Genomic DNA, 22,397 nt, shown 5'->3' with positions numbered 1-22,397 from the left:
CGACCGGGGCGAAGCTCTTGATGGCCGGCTTCCAGGCCTTGTTCAGGCAGCCGACGAGCGCCAGGCCGATGGCGGCCCCGGCTGATATCGGTTCGCTCCACTCCCGGTCAGCAGGAGCAGAGGAGGCCGCGCAGCGCCGTCTCCAGGCACACCCCCGAGTTCGCCGGGTTCGGCCACTGGAACCGTACGAGTGCCTCGTCCACCCGCACGGTCGCACCGAACCGATCCAGCTCCCACAACCACACCTCCCCGGTGGACTCGCCGAGCTGCTTGGCCACCCCGGACGCGAGCTGCGCCCGGTGTGAGGAGTTGACGTGGGCGAGCACCCGTTCGGCCGTATCGGCGAGGGGATCGGGCGTCGCCCCCAGGTAGTCGTCGGCGTCGAGCAGCCCCGACTCCTGCCCGGTCAGGTACACGACCTGCCCCACGTCCAGCCGCAACAACCGGGGCGCGTCCGGCCGCCCGAACCGTTCCAGCGCCTCGAAGAGGCTCTCGTCCGCACTGTGCGAGGCCACCGAGACGGCGGCGGAGCGGGCCTCGGCCTCCGGTACGGCCTCGGCCCACCCCTGCACCTCGATGAGCCCGCGCGGATGCGTGACCGTGCCCAGTTGCCGCATCGATGTGAGGTTCACCGCCACGACGGCGTCGGCGCGCAGGCCGTGCAGCGTCTCGCCGGGCAGCACCAGGAGGATGGGCCGCCCGCGCTCGTCCACCCCGCCGCGCGCGGGTGAGGGGGCGCCGTCCACGGAGAGCTTGGCGACGTTGGCGGTCGCGGCGAGGGTGCGGACCCGTTCGGGGATCGGCAGCATGACGCCTCCTTGGGGATTTATAATGGTGTAGGTTAGCCTTGCCTAAGTAAGGATTACCTAATCACATTGAGGTGAACGTGCGCTACACCGGCCCGAAGGTGCGACTGTCGCGTCGCGCGGGCGTCCCGCTGACCAGGAAAGCCGTCCGCTACTTCGAACAGCGCCCCTATCCGCCGGGCGAGCACGGCCGCAAGACCAACCGCCGCAACACCGGCGACTACGGGCTGCGGCTGATGGAGAAGCAGAAGCTGCGCTGGTACTACGACGTCTCCGAGCGCCAGCTCCGCCGCTACTGGGACCTCGCCGTGCGCAAGTCGGGGGCCTCGGGCACCGAGCTGGTCACGCTGCTGGAGACCCGCCTGGCCTCCCTCGTGCTGCGCTCCGGCCTGGCCCCGTCGATCTACGCGGCCAGGCAGTACGTCAATCACGGGCACATCGCCGTGGACGGCCAGAAGGTGGACATTCCCAGCTACCTGGTCAAGCCAGGACAGGTGATCTCCGTACGGGAACGCTCCCGCAGGATGCAGCCCTTCGTGGCGGCCTCCGAGGGCGTCTACGCCGACGAGCGCACGGCGCCGTACATCTCCGTCGAGCTGTCTGACCTGCGCTTCACCCTCCTGCAGCGCCCGGAACGCGAGCAGATCGCGATCCCCGTGGATGAGCAACTCGTCGTGGAGTTCTATTCTCGTTAGCCGTGAATGAAGCGGGAGAGCGCCACGCGAGCTGGCTTGAACTGTTCTTCGATCTTGTCGTGGTCGTGGCGGTGGCCCAGTTAGCCCACCGGCTGACCCACCCCACGTGGCCCGATGTGGCGCTCTTCGTGCTGCTCTACTACGCGGTCTGGAGTGTGTGGACCACGCTGACGCTCTACTCGAACGTCCGCGGCGAGCGCACTCGTCTCCGCAGCATGCTGATCGGCATGTTCGGGATCGCGGTGATGGCCGCCGCCGCGCCCGACGTCGCCCACGAGCTGACCACGGGCGGCACGCACGACGGCTGGTTCATCGCCGCGTACACCGTCTCCAGGATCAGCGCCTCGCACAGCCTGCAGCGCGCGGGCACGATCATGACGGCCTGGCCCGCGGCCCAGCTCGGCGCGGGGCTGGTGCCGTGGTTCGCCTCCATCTGGGTGGATGCCACCCCGTGGCGGTACATCCTGTGGGGCCTCGGCGTCGCCCTCGACCTGATCTTCTCGGTGCTCCGCAGCCGCAGGCCCGAGCGCATGATCGAGGAAATGCAGGAGCAGGCCCGCCGCCTGGAGGAACGCCAGCGGCGCGCCGGAGGGTCGCGCCGCCCGGTCGGGGAGCTCACCACCGCCGTGGTCGAGCCGGCCCACCTGGGTGAGCGGCTCGGCCTGTTCGTGATCATCGTGCTCGGCGAGGCGGTCATGCAGGTGGTGATGTCCTCCTCCGGCCACGACTGGGGTCCGCAGCTCGCGCTCGCCGCGCTGGCCGGGTTCGGGCTGATCGTCTCCCTCTGGTGGCTCACCCTCCAGTACGGCCTGAGCGCCGTCCCCGGGGCCACCGAGCACGGCCTGAAGGCGTACGTGGCCCTGCCCGCGCACTTCGCCATGACGGCGGGCATCACCGCGACCGCGGCCGGGCTCGGCGTGGTCGCCACCGAACCGGCCGAGCACCTGCACGGCGGGGTCGGCTGGGTGCTGGGCGGCGGACTGGCCGTCTACTTCGCCGCCTCCATGGTCCTGGGCCTGGCCATGCGCGCCGAACGTCGCTGGATCTGGGGCTGGGCCGTGCCCTCCGTCCTCGCGCCGCTGGCCGTGGCCGGGGTGTCCGGGCTCGTGGCGGGCTGGCTCGTGGTCGCGCTGCTGCTGCTCGTGGCCCTGTGGCGGGTGGCCTACCGGCCGCGCCGCGGCGGCCCGCTCCAGAGCGCCGCGACCGCCTGACAGACGCGGCCGAGGTACCCGAACGGGCGCGCTTCAGCGAGCCTGGCTGGGGCGCCCGAACGGGTGTTTCAGCGGGCGCGGCTGGGGCGCCGTCCCTGTTTGGGGGGTTGCGCGCCGACCTGCCCGCGCAGTTCGGCGATCTCCTTGCGTAGTTCGACCAGTTCGTCGAGGATCCGCTGCGACTGCTGGGCCGTGGTGTCCTCGATCGCGGCCCGCTCCTCGGCGCTCTCCTCGTCCATGGCGCTCACCACGACGGCGAGGAACAGGTTGAGCACCACGAAGGTGCACACGAGGATGAAGATGGTGAAGAAGATCCACGCCGTGGGATGCCGGTCCATCACCTCCCTGGCGATGTTGCCCCAGTCGTCGCCCGTCATCGTCTGGTAGAGGGTGAACAACGAGGTCGGCAGGCTGCCGAAGCGGTTGGGCGCGCTCTGCCCGTAGAGCTTGGTGGCCATGACGGCGGCCACGTACAGGACGAGCGACAGCAGCACCACGATCGAGCTCATCCCCGGCATCGCGCGCAGCAGCGCCGAGACCACGCGCCGCAGGCTCGGCACCACGGACAGCAGTCGCAGCACGCGCAGGATGCGCAGCGCGCGCAGCACCGACAGGCCGCCGGTGGTGGAGGCGAAGGCGACGGCCACGATCACCGTGTCGAAGAGGTTCCACGGGTCGCGCCAGAAGGCGGCGCGGTCGACGTAGAGCTTGGCGATCAGTTCGGCGGCGAAGATGTAGAGCGCGATGTGGTCGATCACGGTGAGCACGGTGCCGTACCGCTCTACGACGGCCGGGAAGGTCTCGAGGCCGAGGGTGCCCGCGTTGACCAGGATGACGCCGATGACGAACCGCTGGAACACCGGGTGGGCAAGGAAGGCGCGGGTGCGTTCACGCACGGGGGCAGGCTCCTAAGGGGTGGCTCGTGTGCCCCTCCATGATGACGCAACATGATCAAGAGGGAGACTGTGGTATAAAAGCCCACCTGGCCTGTCGACGTAAGGGGATCGACCATGTCCTATCCCGATTACGGACCTGGTCCCTACGGCCCGCCGCCGCAGACTCACCCCAACGGCACCACCGTCCTGGTGCTGGGCATCCTGGGCCTCGTGGTCTGCAGCTTCATCGCCCCCTTCGCCTGGTCGATGGGCACCAAGGCGCTGCGAGAGATCGACGAGAGCGGCTACGTCTACGAGAACAGGGGCCACATCCAGGCGGGGCGCATCTGCGGCATCATCGGCACGGTCGTGCTAATCCTCACCTTCGCCTTCGTGGCTCTCGGCCTGGCCCTGGCCATCATCGGCGGCGCCTTCTCCAGCAACTCCTACTAGCGCGCCGAGGCTCCCCAGCCCGGCCTCCAGCAGGTCGAACGCCGAGTCCGCCTGTGCCCGCAACAACGGCTCGATCCGCTCCCACGGCTCACCCGCCCGCATCATGGCCAAGGCGTGGTCGCTCAGGATGCGCATGGTGGTGAGCAGGCAGGCCGCCGCCATCGCCGGCGTGAGGTCGTCGGGGTCGGCGTCGAGCTCGTCGGCCAGCGCCCGCGCCAGGCCGCGCTCCCGCTCGACCTGGATCTGGCGCATCCTGGCCAGCAGCGCCTGGCTGCCGTTGACGATCCCGGCGAACAGGTCCTCCTTCGTGCTGAAGTAGTTGAAGACCGTGTTGACCGACACGTCGGCGGCCCTCGACGAGCCGACGACGGGCCTGGACCCGCGGAGCCGGGCCGGCCTGTGGGACCTCATCCGCGGGCTGCGCGCCGACAAGGGCATGACGGTGTTCCTGACCACCCACTACCTGGACGAGGCCGACGCGCTCTGCGACCGGGTCCTGATCATCGACCACGGCCGCATCGTGGCCGAGGGCGCCCCGGCCGAGCTCAAGACCGGCGGGCGCACGCTCGACGACGTCTTCCTCGACATCACCGGCAGGTCGTTGCGCGAGGGGGCGAACGCCTGATGGTGCGCGACACGTGGGTGCTGTTCCGCCACGGCGTGGGCGTCACGTTGCGGCAGAAGGCCGGCATCGTCTACGGCGTGATCCAGCCGCTGTTGTTCCTGGTGCTGTTCGGGCCGATCTTCACCACGTTCGGCACGTGGGAGACGCTGGTTCCCGGCCTGATCATCCAGCTCGGGCTGATGAGCACGGGGATGGCCGGGTTCGGCGTGGTCTTCGACAAGCGCGCGGGCGTGCTGGAGCGGATGCGCGTCACCCCGGCCAGCCGCCTGGCGCTGCTGCTCGGGCGGGTGCTCAACAACGTCGTCACGCTGGTCGTGCAGACGGTGCTGCTGCTCGCGGTGGCCTTCGCCTTCGGCCTGCGTGCCTCCGCGCCCGGGCTGGCGGCCGGGTTCGTGCTGGTCATGGTGCTCGGGGCCGGCCTGGCGGCGCTGTCGTACGCGGTGGCGCTGACCATCAACGAGCACCTCTTCGCGCCGGTGATGTCCACCGCGGTGATGCCGCTGGCCCTGCTGACGGGCTCGTTCCTGCCGATGTCGATGGCGCCGGGCTGGCTCGACGCCATCTCACACCTCAGCCCGTTCAGGTATGTCCTGGAGGCCCTGCGCGACCTCTTCCAGGGCCACTACCTGACCGGCGCCGTGGGCCTGGGCACGGCGGTGACCGTGCTCTTCGCCGTGGCCGGCCTCACCATCGGGGTTCGTGTCTTCAATCGGGAGCACTCCTGACGCTCGCGCCCTTGGCCCGCCGGCCGAGCGCCGCGATCACCCCGGCCGGGTCCACGGTCCCGTAGCCGAAGTCGTAGTCGAACCCCACCTCGCTGCGGTCCTCCGCGGTACGCCGCAGCAAGGCCCGCAACTGGGCCGGCGACAACGTGCTCGCCGGCCACCGGGTGCGGATGGCCGCAACGAGCCCGGCCGCCACCGGCGCCGCCGCCGAGGTGCCCGTGTCGGGCTCGTGCGCGCCGAACGCGCGGGACCCCGAGAAGTGCGTGTACGCGCAGAGGTCCGGCTTGCGGGCCGTCAGCCGCCCTGGACCCTGCGAGGAGTAGCCCACCCGCTCGCCGTTGACGTCCACGCCGCCCACCGACAGCGCCTTCGGATGCGAGTTGGCGCCGGAGATGGGCCGGCTCGCGTAGGCGCAGCGGCCGTCCGGGCAGTCGCGCCCGCAGTTGCCGGCCGCGAACAGCACGTCGGCACCGGCCTTGTCGAGCGCGGCCACCATGAGGTTGAACGGATGCGCGGCGTTGTCGGAGTAGTTGCCAGGATGCCCCACGGGAAAGTCCCACTCCGGCGAGAACGAACCCCACGAGTTGCTCACCACCAGCGCCCTGGAGGCGTCCGGCTGGGCGTCGAGCACGGTGCGCAGGTGCGCGAACGCCGCCACCGCGTCCGACAGCAGCCCGTCCAGCGCCGATCCGCCCGGCCGGGTGGACAGCAACACCGGGATGTCGATCAGCGAGGCCTGCGACGCGGCGATGAGCGTGTCGAACGCGCACATCGTCCCGTGGTCGATCTCGAACTCGCCCGGCCGGCCCCGCACGCCCGACGGGCTCCAGGACCGCTCCGCGTCGATCGTGACGCCCCTGCCGAGCTGCCTGGCCGTGTGGGCCGCGTTGATCCCGGTGTCCAGCACGGCCACGGCCACGCCGTCGCCGTCGAGCCCCTCGGCGTGCAGCCCCGGCACGTTCAGCAGCCGCTCCACGTCGTGCCAGTCGCCGACCGGCGGGTCACCCCCGCAGGTCGGCCCCGGCGTCGACTCGATGACCGGGTCGGCGAACACCCCCACCACGTCGGGCCTGAGCGCGGGCAGCAGCGTGATCCTCGCGGCCAGCTCGTCGTCCGAGATCGTGCCTCGCACCAGCACCGAGGCGTCCTCCGCGGCCAGGGAGAAGTCGAGCGGCTGGTTGAGGGAGAGCGGATCCCCTCCGGCGGTGGGCACGGGCCTGGGCAGGGCCACGGGCACGAACGCCGGGTCGAGCTCCACGCCCGGCAGTCCGTCGGTGACGTCCGCCGTGGTGGCGGTCTGGGCGGGGTCCGCGACCGCCGCCACCAGATCGGGGGAGGGACGTAGCTGGATCAGGATCCGCATGGGTCACCACCGAAGTTCGATTTTGGAGGGAACGAACCTCACAACATTCCTTCATTCGTTCCCGCGCGTCCAGCGATCTCAGGGGTTTTGACCTGCGAGAACACCCCAATCGTCGCGAAGTGGACGACATTTGTTCTGGGACGTCAGACTTCCTTGTTTTCGGTCTGTTCACTACGGTGAGGGATCATGACGCTCCAGGCGCAAAAGCCGGTAGACGACGGAGAAAAGGCTCACTGGATGGCGGTGCGGCCGAGGCTCATCCTCGCCAGCGCCTTCATGCTCTTCCTTGAGCTGGCGCTGATCCGATGGACCGGGTCCAACATCGTCCATCTCAGCTATTTCACCAATTTCGTGCTGCTCGGGTCTTTCCTCGGCATCGGGCTGGGGTTCCTGCGTGTGGGGCGTTCGCGGCGGCAGCCGTACTACTCGCCCGTCGTGCTCGCCGTGCTGGTCATCGTCGTGCTGACCTTTCCCGTCACCGTGGACAGGAACACCGAGGGCGTCCTGTACTGGACGAGCCTGTCCACCAGCGGCCCGCCCGCCTGGGCGATCCTGCCGGTGATCTTCGCCGCCGCCGCGGTGGTCCTCATGGGGCCCGCCGAGCTCGTCGGGCGATGCTTTCCCGAACTGCCGCGCCTGGAGGCCTACCGCTACGACCTGATCGGCAGCCTCACCGGCATCGCGGCGTTCACGGCGCTGTCGTTCCTGAGCGCGCCGCCGGTCTTCTGGGGGCTGATCGCGGCCATCTGCTACGCCCTGCTGCTGATGCCCAAGCCCCGCACGTTGTACGTCGGCCTGGTCATCGTGCCCGCCCTGGGCGTGGTGGGGCTGCTGCTGACCGAGACGCTCACCGCGGGGGCGATCTGGTCGCCGTACTACAAGGTCACCACCAAGCAGCTCGTCCAGCTCGGCATCCCCGTCACCGACATCGCGGTCAACGGCATCCCGCACCAGCAGGCCGTGCCCGCCGCCGCCCGCCTGCAGTGGGAGGCGCAGTACGGCCTGCCCTACGACCGCACCACCAGGCCGCCCAAGGACGTGCTCATCGTCGGCGCGGGCAGCGGCACCGACGTGGCGATCGCGCTGTCCAAGGGCGCCAACCGCGTGGACGCCGTCGAGATCGACCCCAAGCTGCGCGAGCTCGGCGGCTCGGTGCACCCCGACCACCCCTACGACGACCCGCGCGTCACCACCCACGTCACCGACGGCCGCGCCTTCCTGGAGCGCACCGACAACAAGTACGACCTGATCCTCTTCGCCCTGCCCGACTCGCTCACCCTCGTCTCCGGCGCCAGCTCGCTGCGCCTGGAGAGCTACCTGTTCACCGAGGAGGCCATGCGGGCCGCCCGTGAGCACCTCAGGCCCGGCGGCACGTTCTCGATGTACAACTACTACCGCGAGAGCTGGCTCGTCGACCGCCTGGCCCTGACCATGCAGAACGCCTTCGGCCACAAACCGTGCGTCGACGTGGTCAGCACCGCGGGCCAGCAGGCCGTGATCACCTCCGGCCTGTCCGTCGCCGACCAGCGCTGCGCCACCGAGTGGCCGGGCGCCGCCGCCGGCACCCCGCAGCCCGCCGGCGACGACCGGCCCTTCCTCTACCTCAAGGACGCCACGATCCCGCCGATCTACATCATCACCCTCGGCCTGATCCTGATCGTCAGCCTGCTCGCCGTGCGCGTCGTGGCCGGGCCGTACCAGCGGATGCGCCCGTACGCGGACCTGTTCCTGCTGGGCGTGTCGTTCATGCTGCTGGAGACGAAGAGCGTGACCGGGTTCGCGCTGCTGTTCGGCACCACGTGGGTGGTCAACGCGATCGTCTTCGCCGGCGTGCTCGTCGCGGTGCTCGCCGCCGTCGAGGTGACCCGCCGCTTCCGCGTGCCGCCACTGCCCGTCATGTACGGCGTGCTGATGGCGGGCCTGCTGCTGGCCTGGCTCGTACCGAACGAATGGCTGCTGTCACTCCCGCTGCCGCTGCGCGCCGTGACGGCCGTGACGGTGGCGTTCCTGCCGATCTTCGCCGCGAACGTGGTCTTCGCCAAACGCTTCGCCGAGACGTCCGACGCCACCACCTCCTTCGGCGCGAACCTCCTGGGCGCCATGGTCGGCGGCTGTCTCGAATACGTGGCGCTGGTGATCGGCTACAAGGGCCTGCTCATCGTGGCCGCCGTGCTCTACCTCGGCGCCCTGCTCCTGCTGCCGCGGAAGAACTCCGCCCTGGTGTGACCATGCCGGAAATGCCATCGGTCATTTCCGAAATGCCTTCTGTTACGCCTTGACCGATGGTCAGGCGAATTGTTTCCGGTGAAGGTTGCTTTGTCGGAGAACGCGAGGTGAGGTAGAGATACCAGCCATGCCTTGATCGCGATGATCGTTGAATGTGGAAAGGGAAATTTATCTTCTCGAAACGGAGGTACGAGCATCGGGGGTGACGTCCGGTAAACCCACGAGCAAAGGTGTAATCATGGCGACACAAGGGGCAGCAAGGATAGATGTCGAGCTCGCCCTGCGGCAGGAGTCCGACCCGGTGCCCACCGGTCGCGCCGAACAGATCGCCGCGGTGCTCCCGAAGGGAGTGCTGTTCGCGACCCCGGCCCCACCGCCCGCCGGGGAAACGCGGGTGCCGCAGGCGGAGTGGACCCTCACCTCCGCCTGGCCCTACCAGGGCCGCACCGCCACCGGAACCGCCGCCGTCTACTACGGCGCCGGCCACGACCGTCTCGTCAGGCCGCTGATCCTCGCCGACGGCTTCAACCACGGCCCCAGCGACATGCGCGGGCTGTGGCGCCACCTCAACGCGCCCTACCCGCCCCACCAGCACCGTCTGCTGGACCAGCTCCTCGCCCAGGGCATCGACGTCGTCCTGCTCGGCTTCGGCGCCCGGCACATCCACATCCAGGCCAACGCCGGGGTGGCGGCCACCTGCATCCGCCGCGCCATCAGCGAGCGGAGCGGCGACGCGCCGCTCATCGTCGGCGGCCTCAGCATGGGCGGGCTGGTCACCCGCTACGCGCTGGCCGAGATGGAGAACCGGCGCGAGGACCACCAGACCATGACGTACCTGTCCTACGACGCGCCGCACAACGGCGCCTGGATCCCGCTGATACTCCAGCAGCTCGCGTACTTCTCCGCGAGACTCTCCCCGGCCGACCCCGGCCAGGACGACCTGATCAGGAGCCCCGCCGCGCAGCAACTCCTGTGGGCGTGGGTCGAGAGCGGCCGCTACTCCGGTCCCGTGGCGACCGCCAGCCCGCTGCGCACCGAGTTCCTGGAGGACCTGCGCCGCGTCGGCTGGTTCCCCGTACGGCCCCGCAAGCTCGGCGTCTCCAACGGGGCCGCCGACGGCACCGGCAGGAACGTGCCTCCCGACGAGCCCGCGTTCGAGTGGAGCGCGCTGGGCGGCCTCGTCGGCGCGACCGTCCGCACCCAGCCGGATCGCGGCACCAACAGGCACGTCGGCGGCATGCGGGCGGTGCCGATGTGGGCCAGCAAGAGCTACACCAGCGACGTCGCGCCGTTCGACGGGGCACCTGGCGGGACGCTCCCCTCCTACGGCATGGTCGCCGACGGGCTGGGCGCGCCCATCGCGTCCCGGTACCGCTCGGCCTGCTTCGTCCCGTCGGTGAGCGCCGTCGCCCTCCAGTACGACCCCGTGGAGTGGACGGTCGACCTCTACACCGACATCACGTCCCTGTCGCCCGAGCACAGCCAGCTCGACGACTTCCAGTGCGACTCCCAGAACTCCGAGCACGGTCAGGTGACCGGCACGCTGGCCGAATGGATCCTCGGGCAGCTCGGCAAGTGACCGCCGGGGGGCACGCGGGCGGCGGGGCCGGCCCGCCGCCCGTCCCCTTGTACCAGGATGGGATCCATGCTGGAGGAGATGTTGCCCGGCCACGAAGGGCTGCTCGCCGATCCCTATCCCGCCTACGCCCGGCTGCGGTCGTCCGGCGCCCCCCACCTGGTGCGACTGCGCAGCGGCCTGTACGGGTGGCTCGTGACCCGTTACGACGACGCCCGCGCCGCGCTCGCCGACCCGAGGCTGAGCAAGGACCCGCGCAACGCGCCCGCCGACTGGCAGGAGGCGGGGCGCGGGCGGCCGCTGGAGGATCGCTCCGGGCTGGGCACCCACCTGCTCACCACCGATCCGCCCGAGCACACCCGGCTGCGGCGGCTGGTCTCCGGGTTCTTCACGCCGCGGCGGCTGGCGGGGCTGCGGCCGGGGATCGAGGCCCACGCGCGCACGCTCGCCGCCGGGTTGCCGCCCGGGGCCGATCTGGTCGCCGATTTCGCCTCGCCGCTGCAGTCCGCCGTGATCTGCGACGTGCTGGGGGTGCCCGAGGCCGACCGTGCCGACTTCCAGGGCTGGACCACCGCCGTGGTGTCCTCCTCGGCCACCGACGCGGGCGCCCGGCCGGCGGCGCTGCGGGAGCTGACTCTGTACGCGCGAGGGCTGGTCGCGGGCAAGCTTCGGGAGCCCGGGGACGACGTCATCAGCGCGATCACCCTGGAGGAGCGGGTGAGCGAGGACGCGCTGCTTTCAATGATCTTCCTGCTGCTCGTGGCCGGCTACGAGACGACCGTCAGCCTGATCGCGCTCGGGGCGTACACCCTGTTGCGGCACCCCGGCCAGCTCGACCTGCTGCGCTCCCGTCCTTCGCTGATCGACGACGCCGTGGAGGAGTTGCTGCGCTACGACAGCCCGGTCGAGCTGGCCACGTGGCGCTTCGCGCTGGAGCCGGTGGTGCTGGGCGGCACCCTCCTGCCGGCCGGGCAGCCGATCCTGGTGGCCCTGGCCGCCGCCAACCGCGACCCCGGCCGCTTCCCCTCGCCGGACTGTCCCGACCTCACCCGATCGGACAACGCTCACGTGAGCTTCGGCCACGGGCCGCACTACTGCCTGGGCGCCCTGCTGGCCCGCATCGTCGGCCGCGCCGCCCTGTCCGAGCTCATCCGCCTGCCGGACCTCGCCCTCGCCGTCCCGCCTGAGCGGCTGCGGTGGCGCTCCAGCCTCACGGTACGCGGCCCGCTCCACCTCCCCGTGACCTTCACCGCCTGACCACCCCGCTTCGCCCTCAGCCCGCCCCTGGGCGGCCCGCCCCCTCCCGCAGGGGCCTTGCGGGTCAGAGGCCGCAGAGGTCGTCGATGGTTCCGGCGTTCTTCTGGGTGTTCTGGGTGGGCGTCTGGGTGGGAGCGGCCGCGCGGGTCTTCACCGGGGTCGAGCCCGTGACGCTGGGCGAGGCGCTCACGCCGGCCGTCTGCGCCTGGCGGGCGGGCCGGCGCGAGTCGTTGAGCGCCTTCTTCGTGGCCGTACGGATCTTGGCCCAGTCCGGGCGGCCGGAGTAGAAGTCCGGCGGCACGAACTGAAGGCTGGTGATCTTGGCGTCCTTGACCTTGACGGCCAGCTCCACCAGCGGAGACACCAGGTGCCTGGGGATGTTCGTCTGGGCCAGCTTCTTGGCCGCCCCGGCGATCTTGTTGAACCGGGAGAGGATCACGGTGGGTGTGGCCTGCTGGGCGAAGGCGCCGATGACGCAGCGCTGGCGGGCCATGCGGGAGAAGTCGTCGCTGCCGACCCGGGAGCGGCCGTACCAGAGGGCCTGCTCGCCGGACAGCTTGCGGTAGCCCGCCTTGATAGTGCCCGCAGTGCCGAAGTGGCCGCCCCACTTGACGTCCTGCTCCACCTTGATCTTGAGGCCGCCGATGGCGTCCACGAGGTCGGCGAAGCCGTACATGTTCATGAGCATGTAGTAGTCGATCTTGAGGTTCAGGGTGTAGCCGATGGCGTCCATCAGGGCGCGCGGGCCCTTGTTCTTGCCGCCCGCGATCTGCGGGTTGTCGTTGGCGTACTGCCAGACCTCGTTGAGCAGGCCGCCGTTGGGCAGGTCGGCCATGAAGCCGTTCGGGAACTGCTTGTGCAGCGGGGAGGTGGTCGGGAAGCGTACGTGCTGGAGGTTGCGCGGGAGGCTGAACAGGACGGTGGAGCCGGTCTTGAGGTCGACGCTGGCCACGTTCATGCTGTCGGTACGCACACCGGTACGGTTGCCGGCCGCGTCACCGCCGATCAGCAGGAAGTTCACCCGGTCCTTGCCGTCCCACGGGTCCTCGGGGTTCTGGGCCACGGTGGGCTGGTCGGAGTCGGGCTCGGAGGGGAAGATGCCCCCGAGTGTGTCCCGCACGGTCAGTGTGCTGCTGGCGGCCAGGGCGAACGGCGACATGACCGCCACGCACAACACGCCCACCACGATGCCGGTCACCATCTGGCCCTGCTGGGGCAGCCTGTTGGGGCCCAGTGCCACGTACGAGGTCACCAGCAGCGCGAACCACGCCAGCGCGCCCAGCGAGGCGATGACGACCACCGCGACCATCATCCCGTCGTCGGCGAAGGCGGCGGCGTTCGACAGGTCGTCGGCCACGACCAGTCCGTAGGCGAGGACCGCCAGCACCAGCACCGCGTACAGGCTGACCAGCACCAGCCCGGTACGGCGATGCCCGGCCCGCAGGTGAGCGGCGCCGGGCACGATGGCGGACAGAGCGGTCCAGCCCAGGATGGAGCCGGTCGTCAGCGGCTTGGCGAAGCGTGGCGCGGCCGATCCCGGGCCGCGCTTGCCGGAACGTGGCGCCGTGGGGCCGCCGGACTTACCAGAACGCGAAGGCGGGGGCCCGGACCGGCCGGAACGCGACGCCGAGGGCCCGGATTGACCGGAGCGCGGCGCTGAGGATCCGGACTGACCGGAACGCGACGCCGGGGGCTCGGACCGGCTGGAGCGCGACGCCGAAGGCTCGGACTTCCCGGGGCGCGGAGCCGCGGAGCCGGACTTCCCTGAGCGTGGCCCGGCCGGGCCCGCGCCCGATTTGCCGGAGCGCGGCGAGTCAGAAGAGGACCTGCCGGGGTCGCCGACGGAGCCCGGATCGGGCTTGGCGGCGCCGGAAGCGGGCTTGGCGCCAGGGCGGGATCGTCGCGTAGGGCGTCGTTTCCCGTCTCCCGGCACGTTGTCCACCCCGTCACGTTTGCTCACACCCGGCTCCTTACACACCTACCAGGCAAAACTGACGTTTGCCCCCCGATGGGCACAAGATTGCCAGGAGTCTAGTCCCCATAACTGGACATCAGAGACATGTGCTCAAGCTGAGATGAACACCACGCGTCTATCAGGAGACCGTCGAGGACGACGCGGCCCATGTATTGCACTGGTACGCCTTGTCCCTCTCCCACCCCTGCCGGAACCACCGATTGTTGTTCACCGGCTTGCCGTGATCGCGTGGCCAGCCCGGGTAATCGCCCACCTGACCGTAGAACCAATAGAGGCGGCTCCTGGCGGACGTGCTCACCGGGTACGACGAGGCCACCGACCGCATCCACATGCCGGCGAAGCAGGTCGCCTGCAACTCCAGTCGCCGGCTGAGCGCCAGCTTGCCGCTCTGGCTGCTGGAGTCCAGCGTCGAGCTCCACCACGCGTTCGTCAGGCCCGTGATGTTCTGGACATGGTGGCCGTACTCGTGGGCCATCATGCTGATGATGCCGCCGTGCCAGGTGATGATCTGGCCGTACCCGCGGGCGTTGCCGTTGCCCCTGGCCATGGCCGAGGTCGAGGCGTAGATCGTGTTGTTGCGCGGGCAGTAGTACGGCACCATGCTCCCCGCCGACGGATAGTCCCCGCAGGCGCCCCTGCCGCCCTTGGCCGCGATGGCGTAGTTGGGCGAGCTGAACTGGAAGCCCTGCTTCTCCAGGATCGGCTTCCACGCCTTGCTCATGCAGTTGCCGGTCTTCAGGATCAGCGCCTTGAGCTGACTGTGGTTGAAGATGCTCGCGTTGCCGCCCTGGCACGTGAGCCTGGGCAGCGTGCCGGCCCTGTACATGGTGTTGTTCTTCAGGCTCGTGTTGAGCGTGACCGTCGTGTCCGGCTCCTCCTCCCGGGTCGGCTGCTGGGTGGGCTCCTCGCTCCTGGACGGAGTGGGCTCGGAGCTCTCGGAAGGCTCCTCCGACGGCTCGTAGGAGGGCTCGTCCGACGCGTCGTACGTCGGGATGGCCACCGGGTTGGAGGTGTCGGAGCTCGACGAGCTGCCGATCACCGCCGCGCCGATGACGATCATCACGAACAACGCGGCCAGCGACCCGAACACGGCGCCGAGCACCCCGATGACGCCCATCCCCGACTTCCTGCGCGGCGGCGGAGGCCCCCACTGGCGCGGCGGCATGGGCGGCGGCATCGGCGGGGGAGGCGGGGGCGGCTGCTGCCGGTACGGGGGCTGCCCATACGGCGGCTGCGGATACTGTTGCGGATACTGCGGCTGGTACTGGTTCCCCCGAGGCGGCGGCGGAGGAGGGGGCTGCGGCGGTTGCGGGTACGGGTTCCCCTGGCCCCCGCCCTGAGGCTGCGGCTGCCGGTAACCCGGCGGCGGCCACGGCAACGAGGGTGGCCGGTGTGGCTGTCCTGGCCCTTGTGGCGGGGGTGGATATTGCCCGTTCCCTGTCACCGTGTCTCCCCGTTCACCCGGTTGTCTGTTTGCACGGCTTTGCGCCGCGACTTGACGGACCCTTGCCAAATTTGGGGCAAAAGCATACTGATTTCTCACCCGTCACGGATGTAGCAGCGCACGGTTACAGTCCGAAATCATTCGAGGTGATCTCGGTTATCTCCCGGTCCCGGCGGCGGGCGGTGTCTTAGCTTCAGTGGCATGAATCTCCAGCAGCTCCGCTATGTGGTCGCGACTGCGGAGCACCGCACCATGACCGACGCGGCCAGATCGCTCTACATCGCGCAGCCTGCGCTTTCCCGCGCGATCCGCGATCTTGAGCGCGAGCTCGGCATGACATTGTTCGCCCGTTCCGGACGCGGGGTGGTCGTCACCGCGCAGGGACGCCGGGTGGTCAAGCTGGCGAGGGAGGCACTCGACGCGGTTCACGAGATCGAGGGCCTGGCCAACCAGAGCACGGTAACGGAGGCGGAACTGCGCATAGCCGCCACCCCGAGCCTCGAACCCGGCCTCGCGGGACGGCTGTTGCCCGCCTACGCGGCCGAGCACCCGGGAGTACGCGTGCACATCGTGCGCTGCGACGGCCGAGACGGTGTCGTCAGCGCCATCAGGGATCAGCGGGCCGACCTCGGTCTCACGGATCTTCCCGTGCCCACCGATCTCATCACCCATCCACTCGAACGCCAGGAGATCGTCCTGATCTCCCCACCAGGCCTCGAACTGCCCAACCCCGTGCCGATGGGCAAGCTGCACGGCATGCGCCTGGCGCTTCCCGCCCGCGGCAGCATGCGGCGCAGAGAGCTCGACGCGATGTTCGGCAAGTACGCGGTCACCCCGGTGGTCGTGCTCGAAACCGACGAACGCAACGGCTGGCTCAACGCCGTACGCGCGGGACAGGCATCGTTGTTGTGGTTCCGCGGCATGGCAGAACAGGCCGGACGCGCGGGCCTCGTGGTGCGCTCGCTCGAACCCGCGGTGCGTCGCGTCATCGCCGTCGTGCACGCCCGCCGTCGCCTGCCGCTCATCGCCCAGGACTTCCTGAGCACGGCAGAAAAGGGGACAGCGGCCTGACCAGATTCGGAACGATCCACTCTCACCCCCCGATACGCAACACCTCCCCGGAACCCGCCGGCGTGCCCTTGCCGGGCACGTAAGAGGCACCGTCCGGCCCGGCCGCCACGCCCGTCGGCGTGAACAGGCCGTCCCTCGCGATGAGCGTCCTGGTACCGACAGCCTCAATTCGGTGCAGGGCGCCTGTCGGATCGCCGGAGGCGGCACTCAGGGCCTCGGGGCCCGCGGGGCGCTTGGCACGCATCTTCCGTGCGTAACACGCCACGAGAGCGATGACCAGGGCCCCGCCCCCCAAGGGACACAAAGCGGTATGGGTCAGCGCTCCACCGGCAGCCGCACCACGGCCCGCAGCCCCGGCGCCGCGTCCTCCAGGAACACCGTGCCGCCGTGCGCGCGCACGGTCTCCCGCACGATGGCCAGCCCCAGCCCCGTGCCGCCCTCGTCCCGGCTGCGCCCCGAGTCGAGCCGGGTGAAGCGGTTGAAGACGCGCTCGCGATCCTGCGCGGGAACGCCGGGGCCGTCGTCGGTGACCGTCAGCACGCCGTCCGCGGTCAGCGCCACCTCGACCTTGGAGGCGGTGTGGCGTACGGCGTTGTCCATGAGGTTGGTCAGCACCCGGCTCAGATCGAGGGCGTCGCCGCGGACCACGACCGGGTCGCAGACCGTCAGGCGGGCCTCGGCGTAGCGGTCCACGGTCTGGCGCACCACCTCGTCGAGGTCGACCGGCTCGCGCCGCGCGGGCACGCCGCCGCGCTCGTCCAGCCTGGCCAGCGCGAGCAGGTCCTCGGCCAGCCGGGACAGCCGCATCGTGTCCTCCAGCACGCCCTCCGCGGTCTCCTGCCAGTCCTGGCCGTCGGGATGCCCGAGCGCCACCTCCAGTTGCAGGCGGATGCTGGCCAGCGGGCTGCGCAACTCGTGCGCGGCGTCGGAGACCAGCGCCCGCTGGCGCTGCTCGGCCTCCTCCAGCCGGGCCAGCATGTCGTTGAGCGTGGTGGCCAGCGACTGCACCTCGTCACGCGACTGCGGCACCGGCAGCCGGCGCGACCTGGCCGTGTGCGTGATGTCCGCCGCGCCCCTGCGCAGCGCCGTGATCGGGCGCAGCGTACGGCCGATCATCAGCCAGCTCGCCACCGCCAGCAGCACGACCAGCGCCGGCGTGCCGACCAGCAGCACCCGCCCGGCCGTGCCGAGGCTCGTCTGGATCTCGCCGATCGGCCGGGCCGCCACCACCGTCTGCCCCCGGTCCGCGCTCAGCACGATGACCCGCAGGAACCCGGGGATGGCGTACGGCCGCCCATCCAGCAGCGTCGCCTTCCCGTGTGTCAGCACCTTCGCCCTGGCCGCGGCGTCCAGCAGCGGCACCAGCCGGTCGGCGCCGTAGGTGACGTGCGTGATCCGCCCCCGCGCGTCGATGACCTGCACGATCGTGCCGTCGTGCGTGCTGATCGGGCTGGTCAGCGTGCCCGCGTCGGCCGCGACGCGCACGGCCTGCGCCTGCTGCCTGGTGGACTCGTCCACCGTGTCCATCAGGGCCCGGTCCAGCACGCTGACCAGCACCGACGCCGACAGGGCCAGCGCCAGCGCGAGCACCGCGGCGGCGGCCACCGTGAGGCGGAAGCGCAGCCCCTGCCGCCGCCACCAGACCAGGGGAGAATCAGCCACCGTCGCCCGCCAGCCGGTAACCAGCCCCGCGCACGGTCTGCAGCGCGTTCCTGGAGTAGGGGGCGTCGATCTTGCGGCGCAGGTAGCCGACGTACACCTCGACCACGTTCGGGTCGGTGTCGAAGGTGTCCCACACGTGCTCCAGGATCTCCGACTTCGACACCACTTCGTCCCGCCGGCGCATCAGGTATTCCAGCAGCGCGAACTCCCGCGGCGTCAGCTCGATCGCGTTCTCGCCCCGCTCCACCCGGCGCCGGGCCGGGTCCAGCGACAGGTCGCCGGCCAGCAGCACCGACGGCCGCCGCCCCGCGTCGCGCCGCAAGAGCGCCCGCAGCCGGGCCACCAGCACCACGTACGAGAACGGCTTGGTCAGGTAGTCGTCGGCCCCCAGGTCCAGCCCGTCGGCCATGTCGTACTCGCCGTCCTTGGCCGACAACATCAGGATCGGCACCCAGTTCTCCTCGGCGCGCAGCTGCTTGCACACGTTGTAGCCCGACAGCCTGGGCAACATGATGTCGAGCACCACGATGTCGTAGTCGCCCTGCCTCGCCGCGTGGAGCCCCTCCTCGCCGTCGTGGGCGAGGTCCACCGCGAACCCCTCGGCCTGGAGCCCCCGCTGGAGCGCGGCGGCCATCCGGCGTTCGTCCTCGACGACCAGTACTCTCATGTGGCAATTCTCCCGTTCTCGCCCTGAGACAACGCTGAGAAGCCTGAGAGCCATCTCAGACTGTCTCAGGTCCACCACAGGATCCGTGACGCAGGCTCTGAGCATCGACATACCGTTAGGGAGTGAAATGCGTAGAGGCACGTTCGTGAGGTGGGGGGTCCCGATCGCGGCCGCCGCTGTGATCGGCGCCGCCATCGGCGCCGGTCCGGTCATCGCCGCGGTGAGCGGCGAGCCCACGCTGCCGGAGCGCTCAGCCGAGCAACTGCTCGCCGACGCCGTGGCGGCCACCAGCAAGGAGGGCGGCATCCCGCCGATGTCGGGCACCGTTCAGCAGACGGCCTCGCTCGGCCTGCCGGCGCTGCCGCAGACCGGCTCGGCCTCGCCGCTGAGCCTGCTGTCCGGCTCGCACGAGGTGAAGGTCTGGTACGGCGCGTCCGACAAGCTGCGCGTGGCCATGCCGACCCAGCTCAACGAGACCAACCTGATCCTGAACGGCGGCCAGGCCTGGTACTGGGACAGCTCCACCAACACCGCCACCAAGCTGACCATCAAGCCGGGGGCCCGCGAGGGACAGCACACCCCGGTGCCGCAGCAGACCGACCTGACGCCGCAGCAGATGGCCGAGCGGCTGCTGAGGTCCGCCGACGAGCACACCGCCGTCCGCGTGATCAACACGGCGGAGGTGGCGGGCCGCCCGGTCTACCAGCTCGTGCTCGCGCCCAAGGAGGAGGGCTCCCTGGTGCAGGAGGTACGCATCGCGCTCGACGGCGAGACGTACGTCCCCCTCCAGGTCCAGGTCTACGCCAAGGGCTCGGCCGAGCCGGCCTACCAGGTCGGCTTCACCCAGGTCACCTTCACGCCCCCGGCGGCCGAGAACTTCACCTTCACCCCGCCCGCGGGCGCCAAGGTGGAGGAGCAGACCATCGGCGGGGAGGAGAGCGTCGGCCGGCAGGCGGAGGAGCGGGCCGAGCACGCCAAGGACGTCGCGGGCAGGGCGAAGGTCGTCGGCGACGGATGGGCGACCGTGGCGGTCCTCCCGTTCAACCAGTCCGACCTGACGGCCAAGCCGGCCGAGACGCCCGAGGGCGGCGGCGACCGCTTCGGCGGCGGCGGCGATCCCCAGGCGCTGGTGAACAGCGTGCTCAAGTCCGCCACCCCGGTGAGCGGCACGTGGGGCTCGGGCAGGTTGATCAGGACCAAGCTCGTCACGGCCCTGCTGACCGACGACGGCCGCCTTCTGGTCGGCGCGGTCACCCCGGAGGAGATCACCAAGGCGGCGGGCCTCAAGTGACCGTCGTCACACAGGAAGCGGGGGCGCCCTTCGGGGCGGCCCCGCCCTCCGGGGACGCCGCGATCGTCACCGAGGGGCTGACCAAGCGCTTCCGCGGCGGCCAGGTCGCCGTGGACGCGCTCGACCTGGCGGTGCCGCGCGGCTCGGTGTTCGGCTTCCTCGGGCCCAACGGCTCGGGCAAGACCACCACCATCCGCATGCTGCTCGGCCTGGTGGCCCCCACGGCGGGCGAATACTCCGTGCTCGGGCTGCCGTTGCCGCAGGCCCTGCCCAAGGTGGGCGCGCTGGTCGAAGGGCCGGCCTTCTACCCGTACCTGTCGGGCACGGCCAACCTGATGCGCTTCGACTCCGCCGACCCGACCGCGCGGCGCGGCACCGCCAAGCAGCGCATCTCCGGCGCGCTCGAACGGGTGGGCCTGGCGGCCGCCGCCGGCAAGCGCTACCGCAACTACTCGCTCGGCATGCGCCAGCGCCTGGCCATCGCCGCCGCCCTGCTCGGGCCGCGCGAGCTGCTCGTCCTGGACGAGCCGACCAACGGGCTCGACCCGCAGGGCACGCGCGAGGTGCGCGCGCTGGTCAAGGAGATCGCCGCGGACGGCACCACGGTGTTCGTCTCCTCGCACCTGCTGGCCGAGGTCGAGCAGATGTGCACGCACGCCGCGATCATGCGTACCGGGCAGCTCGTCGCCCAGGGCACCATCGCCTCGCTCAACGGCGGCCTGGTCGCCAGGATCAGGGTGGAGACGACCGACGCGGCGGGGGCCGCGCGCGTGCTCGGCGGCCTCGGCCTGGCCGACGTGCGCACGGACGGCGCGCAGGTCACGGCGGAGCTGGGCGGGCACGCGCCGGAGAAGATCAACGCCGTCCTGGTGGAGGACGGCGTGGCCGTACGGGGGCTGGCCGTGGTACGGCCGAGCCTTGAGGACGTTTTCGTGGGACTGACAGGGGAGGGCTTCGATGTCGACGGCTGAGAGCGCGACTTCGACGGCCACGCGGCGGACACCAGGGCTCGTACCGGTGTCGGAGACCATGCGCACCACAGAACGGCAGGCTCCCGAGCCGCCGGTCTCCGCGCCCCAGCCGGCCGGCAGGGCGGCGTGGGCCTTCTGGCGGCTGCTCGGCTCGGAGCTGGGCCTGACCTTCCGCCGCCCGCGCAACCTGGTGATGCTGGCCGTGCTCGCGGTCGTGCCGATCGTCGTCGGCGTCGCCCTGCGTGTCGTCGGCTCGGGCGACGACGAGATGAGCGGGCTCATCCAGGACGTCGCCGGCAACAGCCTCATGCTGACGTTCGTCTCGTTCTCGTTCCTGGTGCTGCTGCTGATGCCCGTGGCCGTGAGCGTGGTGGCGGGCGACGCGATCGCGGGGGAGGCCGGCGGCGGCACGCTGCGCTACCTGCTGGCCGCGCCGGCGGGCCGGACCAGGCTGCTGGCGGTCAAATACCTCAACGCGGCCGTCTACGGGTACGCGGTGACGGCGGTGGTGGCGCTGTCCGCGCTGGTGACCGGCCTGATCCTGTTCCCGGCCGGGGATGTGACGCTGCTGTCGGGCAACACCATCTCCATGGCCGACGGGCTCGTGCGGATCGCCATCGCGGTCGGGTACGTGGGCGCCGCCATGGCCGCCCTGGCCGCGATCGCGCTGGCGCTGTCCACGTTCACCGAGGTGCCCATCGGGGCCATCGCGGGCACCATGGTGCTGGTCATCGTCTGCCAGGTGCTGCGGGCCATCCCCGAACTCGGCGCGATCACCCCGTACCTGCTGCCGACCTGGTTCACGAACTTCGACGCGGTGCTGCGCAGTCCCGTCGACATGGGAGCGCTGGGGGAGGGGTTGCTGGCGTTCGGGGCGTACATCGTGTTGTTCGGGTCGATCGCCTGGGCACGGTTCTCCGGCAAGGACATCACGTCCTGACAACGGCCCGAACGTTGTCAGGGCGCGGGGCGTCACACCACCCGATGGCAGGATCCCGGCCGGACGGTGGTGGCGATGGACGGCAGACGAGTCGCGGTGCAGATCGGGCTGGCGTGGGCCGCAGGTGTGATCATCGCCCCCGTGTTCTTCTACGGGGTCGTCCACGGGGCCCTGATGGGCGGTGTGATCGGCCTCCAGCTCGCCGGTGTGGCGATCGCGCTGGGCGCGGTGGGGCTGCTGTTCCTGCTGGCGGGAGCGTCGAGAGGGACGACGGGGCTCACGTCGGAGTGGGGCTGGCGGGTCTGGTGGGCGATCCTGGTGTTCGCCGGGGGCATCGCCGCCTGGGGGTTCGGCCTGGCGATGTACAGCAAGCTCGGGCTCTCGCCGGGGCCGGGCGCGACGTTGCCGGCGTTGGTCGCGGGCGGCGCCGGGTTCGGGCTGAGCGCGGCGATCCTCGCCGGGTGGCGCCTGCGACGCGGTGCCCGTGGAGACGCTCCGGGATGCCGTCGTCAGGGGCCCGCCCGCTCACCGGAGCGGAGCTGAGCGACCTGCTGAACCAGCATC

21 protein-coding genes and 1 pseudogene are annotated in these 22,397 nt (G+C 70.7%); 13 read left to right on the top strand and 9 right to left on the bottom strand.

All coding sequences use genetic code 11. The features are described 5' to 3' along the window. Window positions 1-107 precede the first annotated feature (107 nt). A complete protein-coding gene (locus ACFPZ3_RS37985; protein WP_379519173.1) occupies window positions 108-809 on the bottom strand; it encodes a DUF2470 domain-containing protein in 702 nt (233 codons plus the stop codon). A gap of 77 nt (window positions 810-886) precedes the next feature. Here ACFPZ3_RS37985 and rpsD point away from each other — a divergent pair, with 77 nt between their 5' ends. Then, window positions 887-1,501 carry a 30S ribosomal protein S4 gene (gene rpsD / locus ACFPZ3_RS37980; RefSeq protein ID WP_379519231.1) on the top strand — a complete coding sequence of 205 codons (615 nt, stop codon included), beginning with the start codon at window positions 887-889 and terminating at the stop codon, window positions 1,499-1,501. A 2-nt stretch (window positions 1,502-1,503) separates the two neighbouring features. After that, window positions 1,504-2,712: a low temperature requirement protein A gene (locus ACFPZ3_RS37975; RefSeq protein ID WP_379519172.1), complete on the top strand. Its 1,209-nt coding sequence runs from the start codon at window positions 1,504-1,506 to the stop codon at window positions 2,710-2,712. Between the two features lie 68 nt (window positions 2,713-2,780). Here ACFPZ3_RS37975 and ACFPZ3_RS37970 read toward each other — a convergent pair whose 3' ends face one another. Then, window positions 2,781-3,608, bottom strand: a complete 828-nt coding sequence (locus ACFPZ3_RS37970) for an ion transporter (protein ID WP_379519171.1) — start codon at window positions 3,606-3,608, stop codon at window positions 2,781-2,783. A 114-nt stretch (window positions 3,609-3,722) separates the two neighbouring features. Here ACFPZ3_RS37970 and ACFPZ3_RS37965 point away from each other — a divergent pair, with 114 nt between their 5' ends. Continuing rightward, window positions 3,723-4,040, top strand: a complete 318-nt coding sequence (locus ACFPZ3_RS37965; RefSeq protein WP_379519170.1) for a DUF4190 domain-containing protein — start codon at window positions 3,723-3,725, stop codon at window positions 4,038-4,040. Here ACFPZ3_RS37965 and ACFPZ3_RS37960 read toward each other — a convergent pair. Then, on the bottom strand, window positions 3,960-4,382 hold the full coding sequence (locus tag ACFPZ3_RS37960) for a hypothetical protein (RefSeq protein ID WP_379519169.1): 423 nt from the start codon (window positions 4,380-4,382) through the stop codon (window positions 3,960-3,962). The genes ACFPZ3_RS37965 and ACFPZ3_RS37960 overlap by 81 nt on opposite strands. A gap of 10 nt (window positions 4,383-4,392) precedes the next feature. Here ACFPZ3_RS37960 and ACFPZ3_RS37955 point away from each other — a divergent pair. Further along, window positions 4,393-4,665 (top strand): annotated as a pseudogene (locus tag ACFPZ3_RS37955) (ABC transporter ATP-binding protein); the annotation flags it as partial. Beyond that, a complete protein-coding gene (locus ACFPZ3_RS37950; RefSeq protein ID WP_379519168.1) occupies window positions 4,665-5,390 on the top strand; it encodes an ABC transporter permease in 726 nt (241 codons plus the stop codon). The pseudogene ACFPZ3_RS37955 and the gene ACFPZ3_RS37950, both read left to right, overlap by 1 nt. Here ACFPZ3_RS37950 and ACFPZ3_RS37945 read toward each other — a convergent pair. Further along, window positions 5,371-6,753 (bottom strand): S8 family serine peptidase, encoded by a 1,383-nt coding sequence (locus ACFPZ3_RS37945; protein WP_379519167.1) that lies wholly within the window; start codon window positions 6,751-6,753, stop codon window positions 5,371-5,373. The genes ACFPZ3_RS37950 and ACFPZ3_RS37945 overlap by 20 nt on opposite strands. Window positions 6,754-6,990: 237 nt before the next feature. Between ACFPZ3_RS37945 and ACFPZ3_RS37940 the strand changes: the two genes are divergently transcribed. From ACFPZ3_RS37940 to ACFPZ3_RS37930, 3 genes are all read left to right on the top strand, one after another. Next, on the top strand, window positions 6,991-8,979 hold the full coding sequence (locus ACFPZ3_RS37940) for a spermidine synthase (RefSeq protein WP_379519166.1): 1,989 nt from the start codon (window positions 6,991-6,993) through the stop codon (window positions 8,977-8,979). A gap of 238 nt (window positions 8,980-9,217) precedes the next feature. After that, on the top strand, window positions 9,218-10,558 hold the full coding sequence (locus tag ACFPZ3_RS37935) for an esterase/lipase family protein (RefSeq protein WP_379519165.1): 1,341 nt from the start codon (window positions 9,218-9,220) through the stop codon (window positions 10,556-10,558). Window positions 10,559-10,615: 57 nt separating this feature from the next. Beyond that, window positions 10,616-11,812 carry a cytochrome P450 family protein gene (locus tag ACFPZ3_RS37930; RefSeq protein ID WP_379519164.1) on the top strand — a complete coding sequence of 399 codons (1,197 nt, stop codon included), beginning with the start codon at window positions 10,616-10,618 and terminating at the stop codon, window positions 11,810-11,812. Between the two features lie 64 nt (window positions 11,813-11,876). Here the strand turns inward: ACFPZ3_RS37930 and ACFPZ3_RS37925 are convergent, their stop codons facing one another. Further along, a complete protein-coding gene (locus ACFPZ3_RS37925) occupies window positions 11,877-13,772 on the bottom strand; it encodes an LCP family protein (RefSeq protein ID WP_379519163.1) in 1,896 nt (631 codons plus the stop codon). Between the two features lie 133 nt (window positions 13,773-13,905). Continuing rightward, window positions 13,906-14,904 (bottom strand): neutral zinc metallopeptidase, encoded by a 999-nt coding sequence (locus ACFPZ3_RS37920; RefSeq protein WP_379519162.1) that lies wholly within the window; start codon window positions 14,902-14,904, stop codon window positions 13,906-13,908. Window positions 14,905-15,432: 528 nt separating this feature from the next. Between ACFPZ3_RS37920 and ACFPZ3_RS37915 the strand changes: the two genes are divergently transcribed. Then, a complete protein-coding gene (locus tag ACFPZ3_RS37915) occupies window positions 15,433-16,302 on the top strand; it encodes a LysR family transcriptional regulator (RefSeq protein WP_379519161.1) in 870 nt (289 codons plus the stop codon). Between the two features lie 22 nt (window positions 16,303-16,324). Here the strand turns inward: ACFPZ3_RS37915 and ACFPZ3_RS37910 are convergent, their stop codons facing one another. The 3 genes from ACFPZ3_RS37910 to ACFPZ3_RS37900 form a co-directional block, all read right to left on the bottom strand. Beyond that, on the bottom strand, window positions 16,325-16,546 hold the full coding sequence (locus tag ACFPZ3_RS37910) for a hypothetical protein (protein ID WP_379519160.1): 222 nt from the start codon (window positions 16,544-16,546) through the stop codon (window positions 16,325-16,327). A 71-nt stretch (window positions 16,547-16,617) separates the two neighbouring features. Then, window positions 16,618-17,964, bottom strand: coding sequence for a sensor histidine kinase (locus ACFPZ3_RS37905; RefSeq protein WP_379519159.1), 1,347 nt, complete (start codon window positions 17,962-17,964; stop codon window positions 16,618-16,620). Next, entirely contained in the window at window positions 17,957-18,631 is a 675-nt protein-coding gene (locus ACFPZ3_RS37900; protein WP_379519158.1) for a response regulator transcription factor, read from the bottom strand. The genes ACFPZ3_RS37905 and ACFPZ3_RS37900 overlap by 8 nt, the downstream gene beginning before the upstream one ends. Window positions 18,632-18,758: 127 nt before the next feature. Between ACFPZ3_RS37900 and ACFPZ3_RS37895 the strand changes: the two genes are divergently transcribed. The 4 genes from ACFPZ3_RS37895 (at window position 18,759) to ACFPZ3_RS37880 (ending at window position 22,376) form a co-directional block, all read left to right on the top strand. Further along, window positions 18,759-19,922, top strand: coding sequence for a LolA family protein (locus tag ACFPZ3_RS37895; RefSeq protein WP_379519157.1), 1,164 nt, complete (start codon window positions 18,759-18,761; stop codon window positions 19,920-19,922). Next, window positions 19,919-20,893 (top strand): ABC transporter ATP-binding protein, encoded by a 975-nt coding sequence (locus ACFPZ3_RS37890; RefSeq protein ID WP_379519156.1) that lies wholly within the window; start codon window positions 19,919-19,921, stop codon window positions 20,891-20,893. The genes ACFPZ3_RS37895 and ACFPZ3_RS37890 overlap by 4 nt, the downstream gene beginning before the upstream one ends. Continuing rightward, window positions 20,880-21,833 (top strand): ABC transporter permease, encoded by a 954-nt coding sequence (locus ACFPZ3_RS37885; protein WP_379519155.1) that lies wholly within the window; start codon window positions 20,880-20,882, stop codon window positions 21,831-21,833. The genes ACFPZ3_RS37890 and ACFPZ3_RS37885 overlap by 14 nt, the downstream gene beginning before the upstream one ends. A 75-nt stretch (window positions 21,834-21,908) precedes the next feature. Then, complete coding sequence (locus ACFPZ3_RS37880) at window positions 21,909-22,376, top strand: hypothetical protein (RefSeq protein ID WP_379519154.1); 468 nt, start codon at window positions 21,909-21,911, stop codon at window positions 22,374-22,376. Window positions 22,377-22,397 lie beyond the last annotated feature (21 nt).

The organism is Nonomuraea insulae (assembly GCF_042656245.1).
Note: the sequence above shows the minus strand (reverse complement) of the source record. Positions and strands in the feature narration are given on the sequence as shown.

Excerpts from the sequence above, each read along its gene's own strand:
- ACFPZ3_RS37910 (WP_379519160.1), bottom strand. The coding sequence starts at position 16,546 with ATGCGTGCCAAGCGCCCCGCGGGCCCCGAGGCCCTGAGTGCCGCCTCC.
- ACFPZ3_RS37930 (WP_379519164.1), top strand. The coding sequence starts at position 10,616 with ATGGGATCCATGCTGGAGGAGATGTTGCCCGGCCACGAAGGGCTGCTC.
- ACFPZ3_RS37920 (WP_379519162.1), bottom strand. The coding sequence starts at position 14,904 with ATGGGCGTCATCGGGGTGCTCGGCGCCGTGTTCGGGTCGCTGGCCGCG.
- ACFPZ3_RS37940 (WP_379519166.1), top strand. The coding sequence starts at position 6,991 with ATGGCGGTGCGGCCGAGGCTCATCCTCGCCAGCGCCTTCATGCTCTTC.
- ACFPZ3_RS37950 (WP_379519168.1), top strand. The coding sequence starts at position 4,665 with ATGGTGCGCGACACGTGGGTGCTGTTCCGCCACGGCGTGGGCGTCACG.
- ACFPZ3_RS37885 (WP_379519155.1), top strand. The coding sequence starts at position 20,880 with ATGTCGACGGCTGAGAGCGCGACTTCGACGGCCACGCGGCGGACACCA.
- ACFPZ3_RS37945 (WP_379519167.1), bottom strand. The coding sequence starts at position 6,753 with ATGCGGATCCTGATCCAGCTACGTCCCTCCCCCGATCTGGTGGCGGCG.
- ACFPZ3_RS37935 (WP_379519165.1), top strand. The coding sequence starts at position 9,218 with ATGGCGACACAAGGGGCAGCAAGGATAGATGTCGAGCTCGCCCTGCGG.
- ACFPZ3_RS37880 (WP_379519154.1), top strand. The coding sequence starts at position 21,909 with ATGGACGGCAGACGAGTCGCGGTGCAGATCGGGCTGGCGTGGGCCGCA.
- ACFPZ3_RS37900 (WP_379519158.1), bottom strand. The coding sequence starts at position 18,631 with ATGAGAGTACTGGTCGTCGAGGACGAACGCCGGATGGCCGCCGCGCTC.
- ACFPZ3_RS37915 (WP_379519161.1), top strand. The coding sequence starts at position 15,433 with ATGAATCTCCAGCAGCTCCGCTATGTGGTCGCGACTGCGGAGCACCGC.
- ACFPZ3_RS37965 (WP_379519170.1), top strand. The coding sequence starts at position 3,723 with ATGTCCTATCCCGATTACGGACCTGGTCCCTACGGCCCGCCGCCGCAG.
- ACFPZ3_RS37985 (WP_379519173.1), bottom strand. The coding sequence starts at position 809 with ATGCTGCCGATCCCCGAACGGGTCCGCACCCTCGCCGCGACCGCCAAC.
- ACFPZ3_RS37895 (WP_379519157.1), top strand. The coding sequence starts at position 18,759 with ATGCGTAGAGGCACGTTCGTGAGGTGGGGGGTCCCGATCGCGGCCGCC.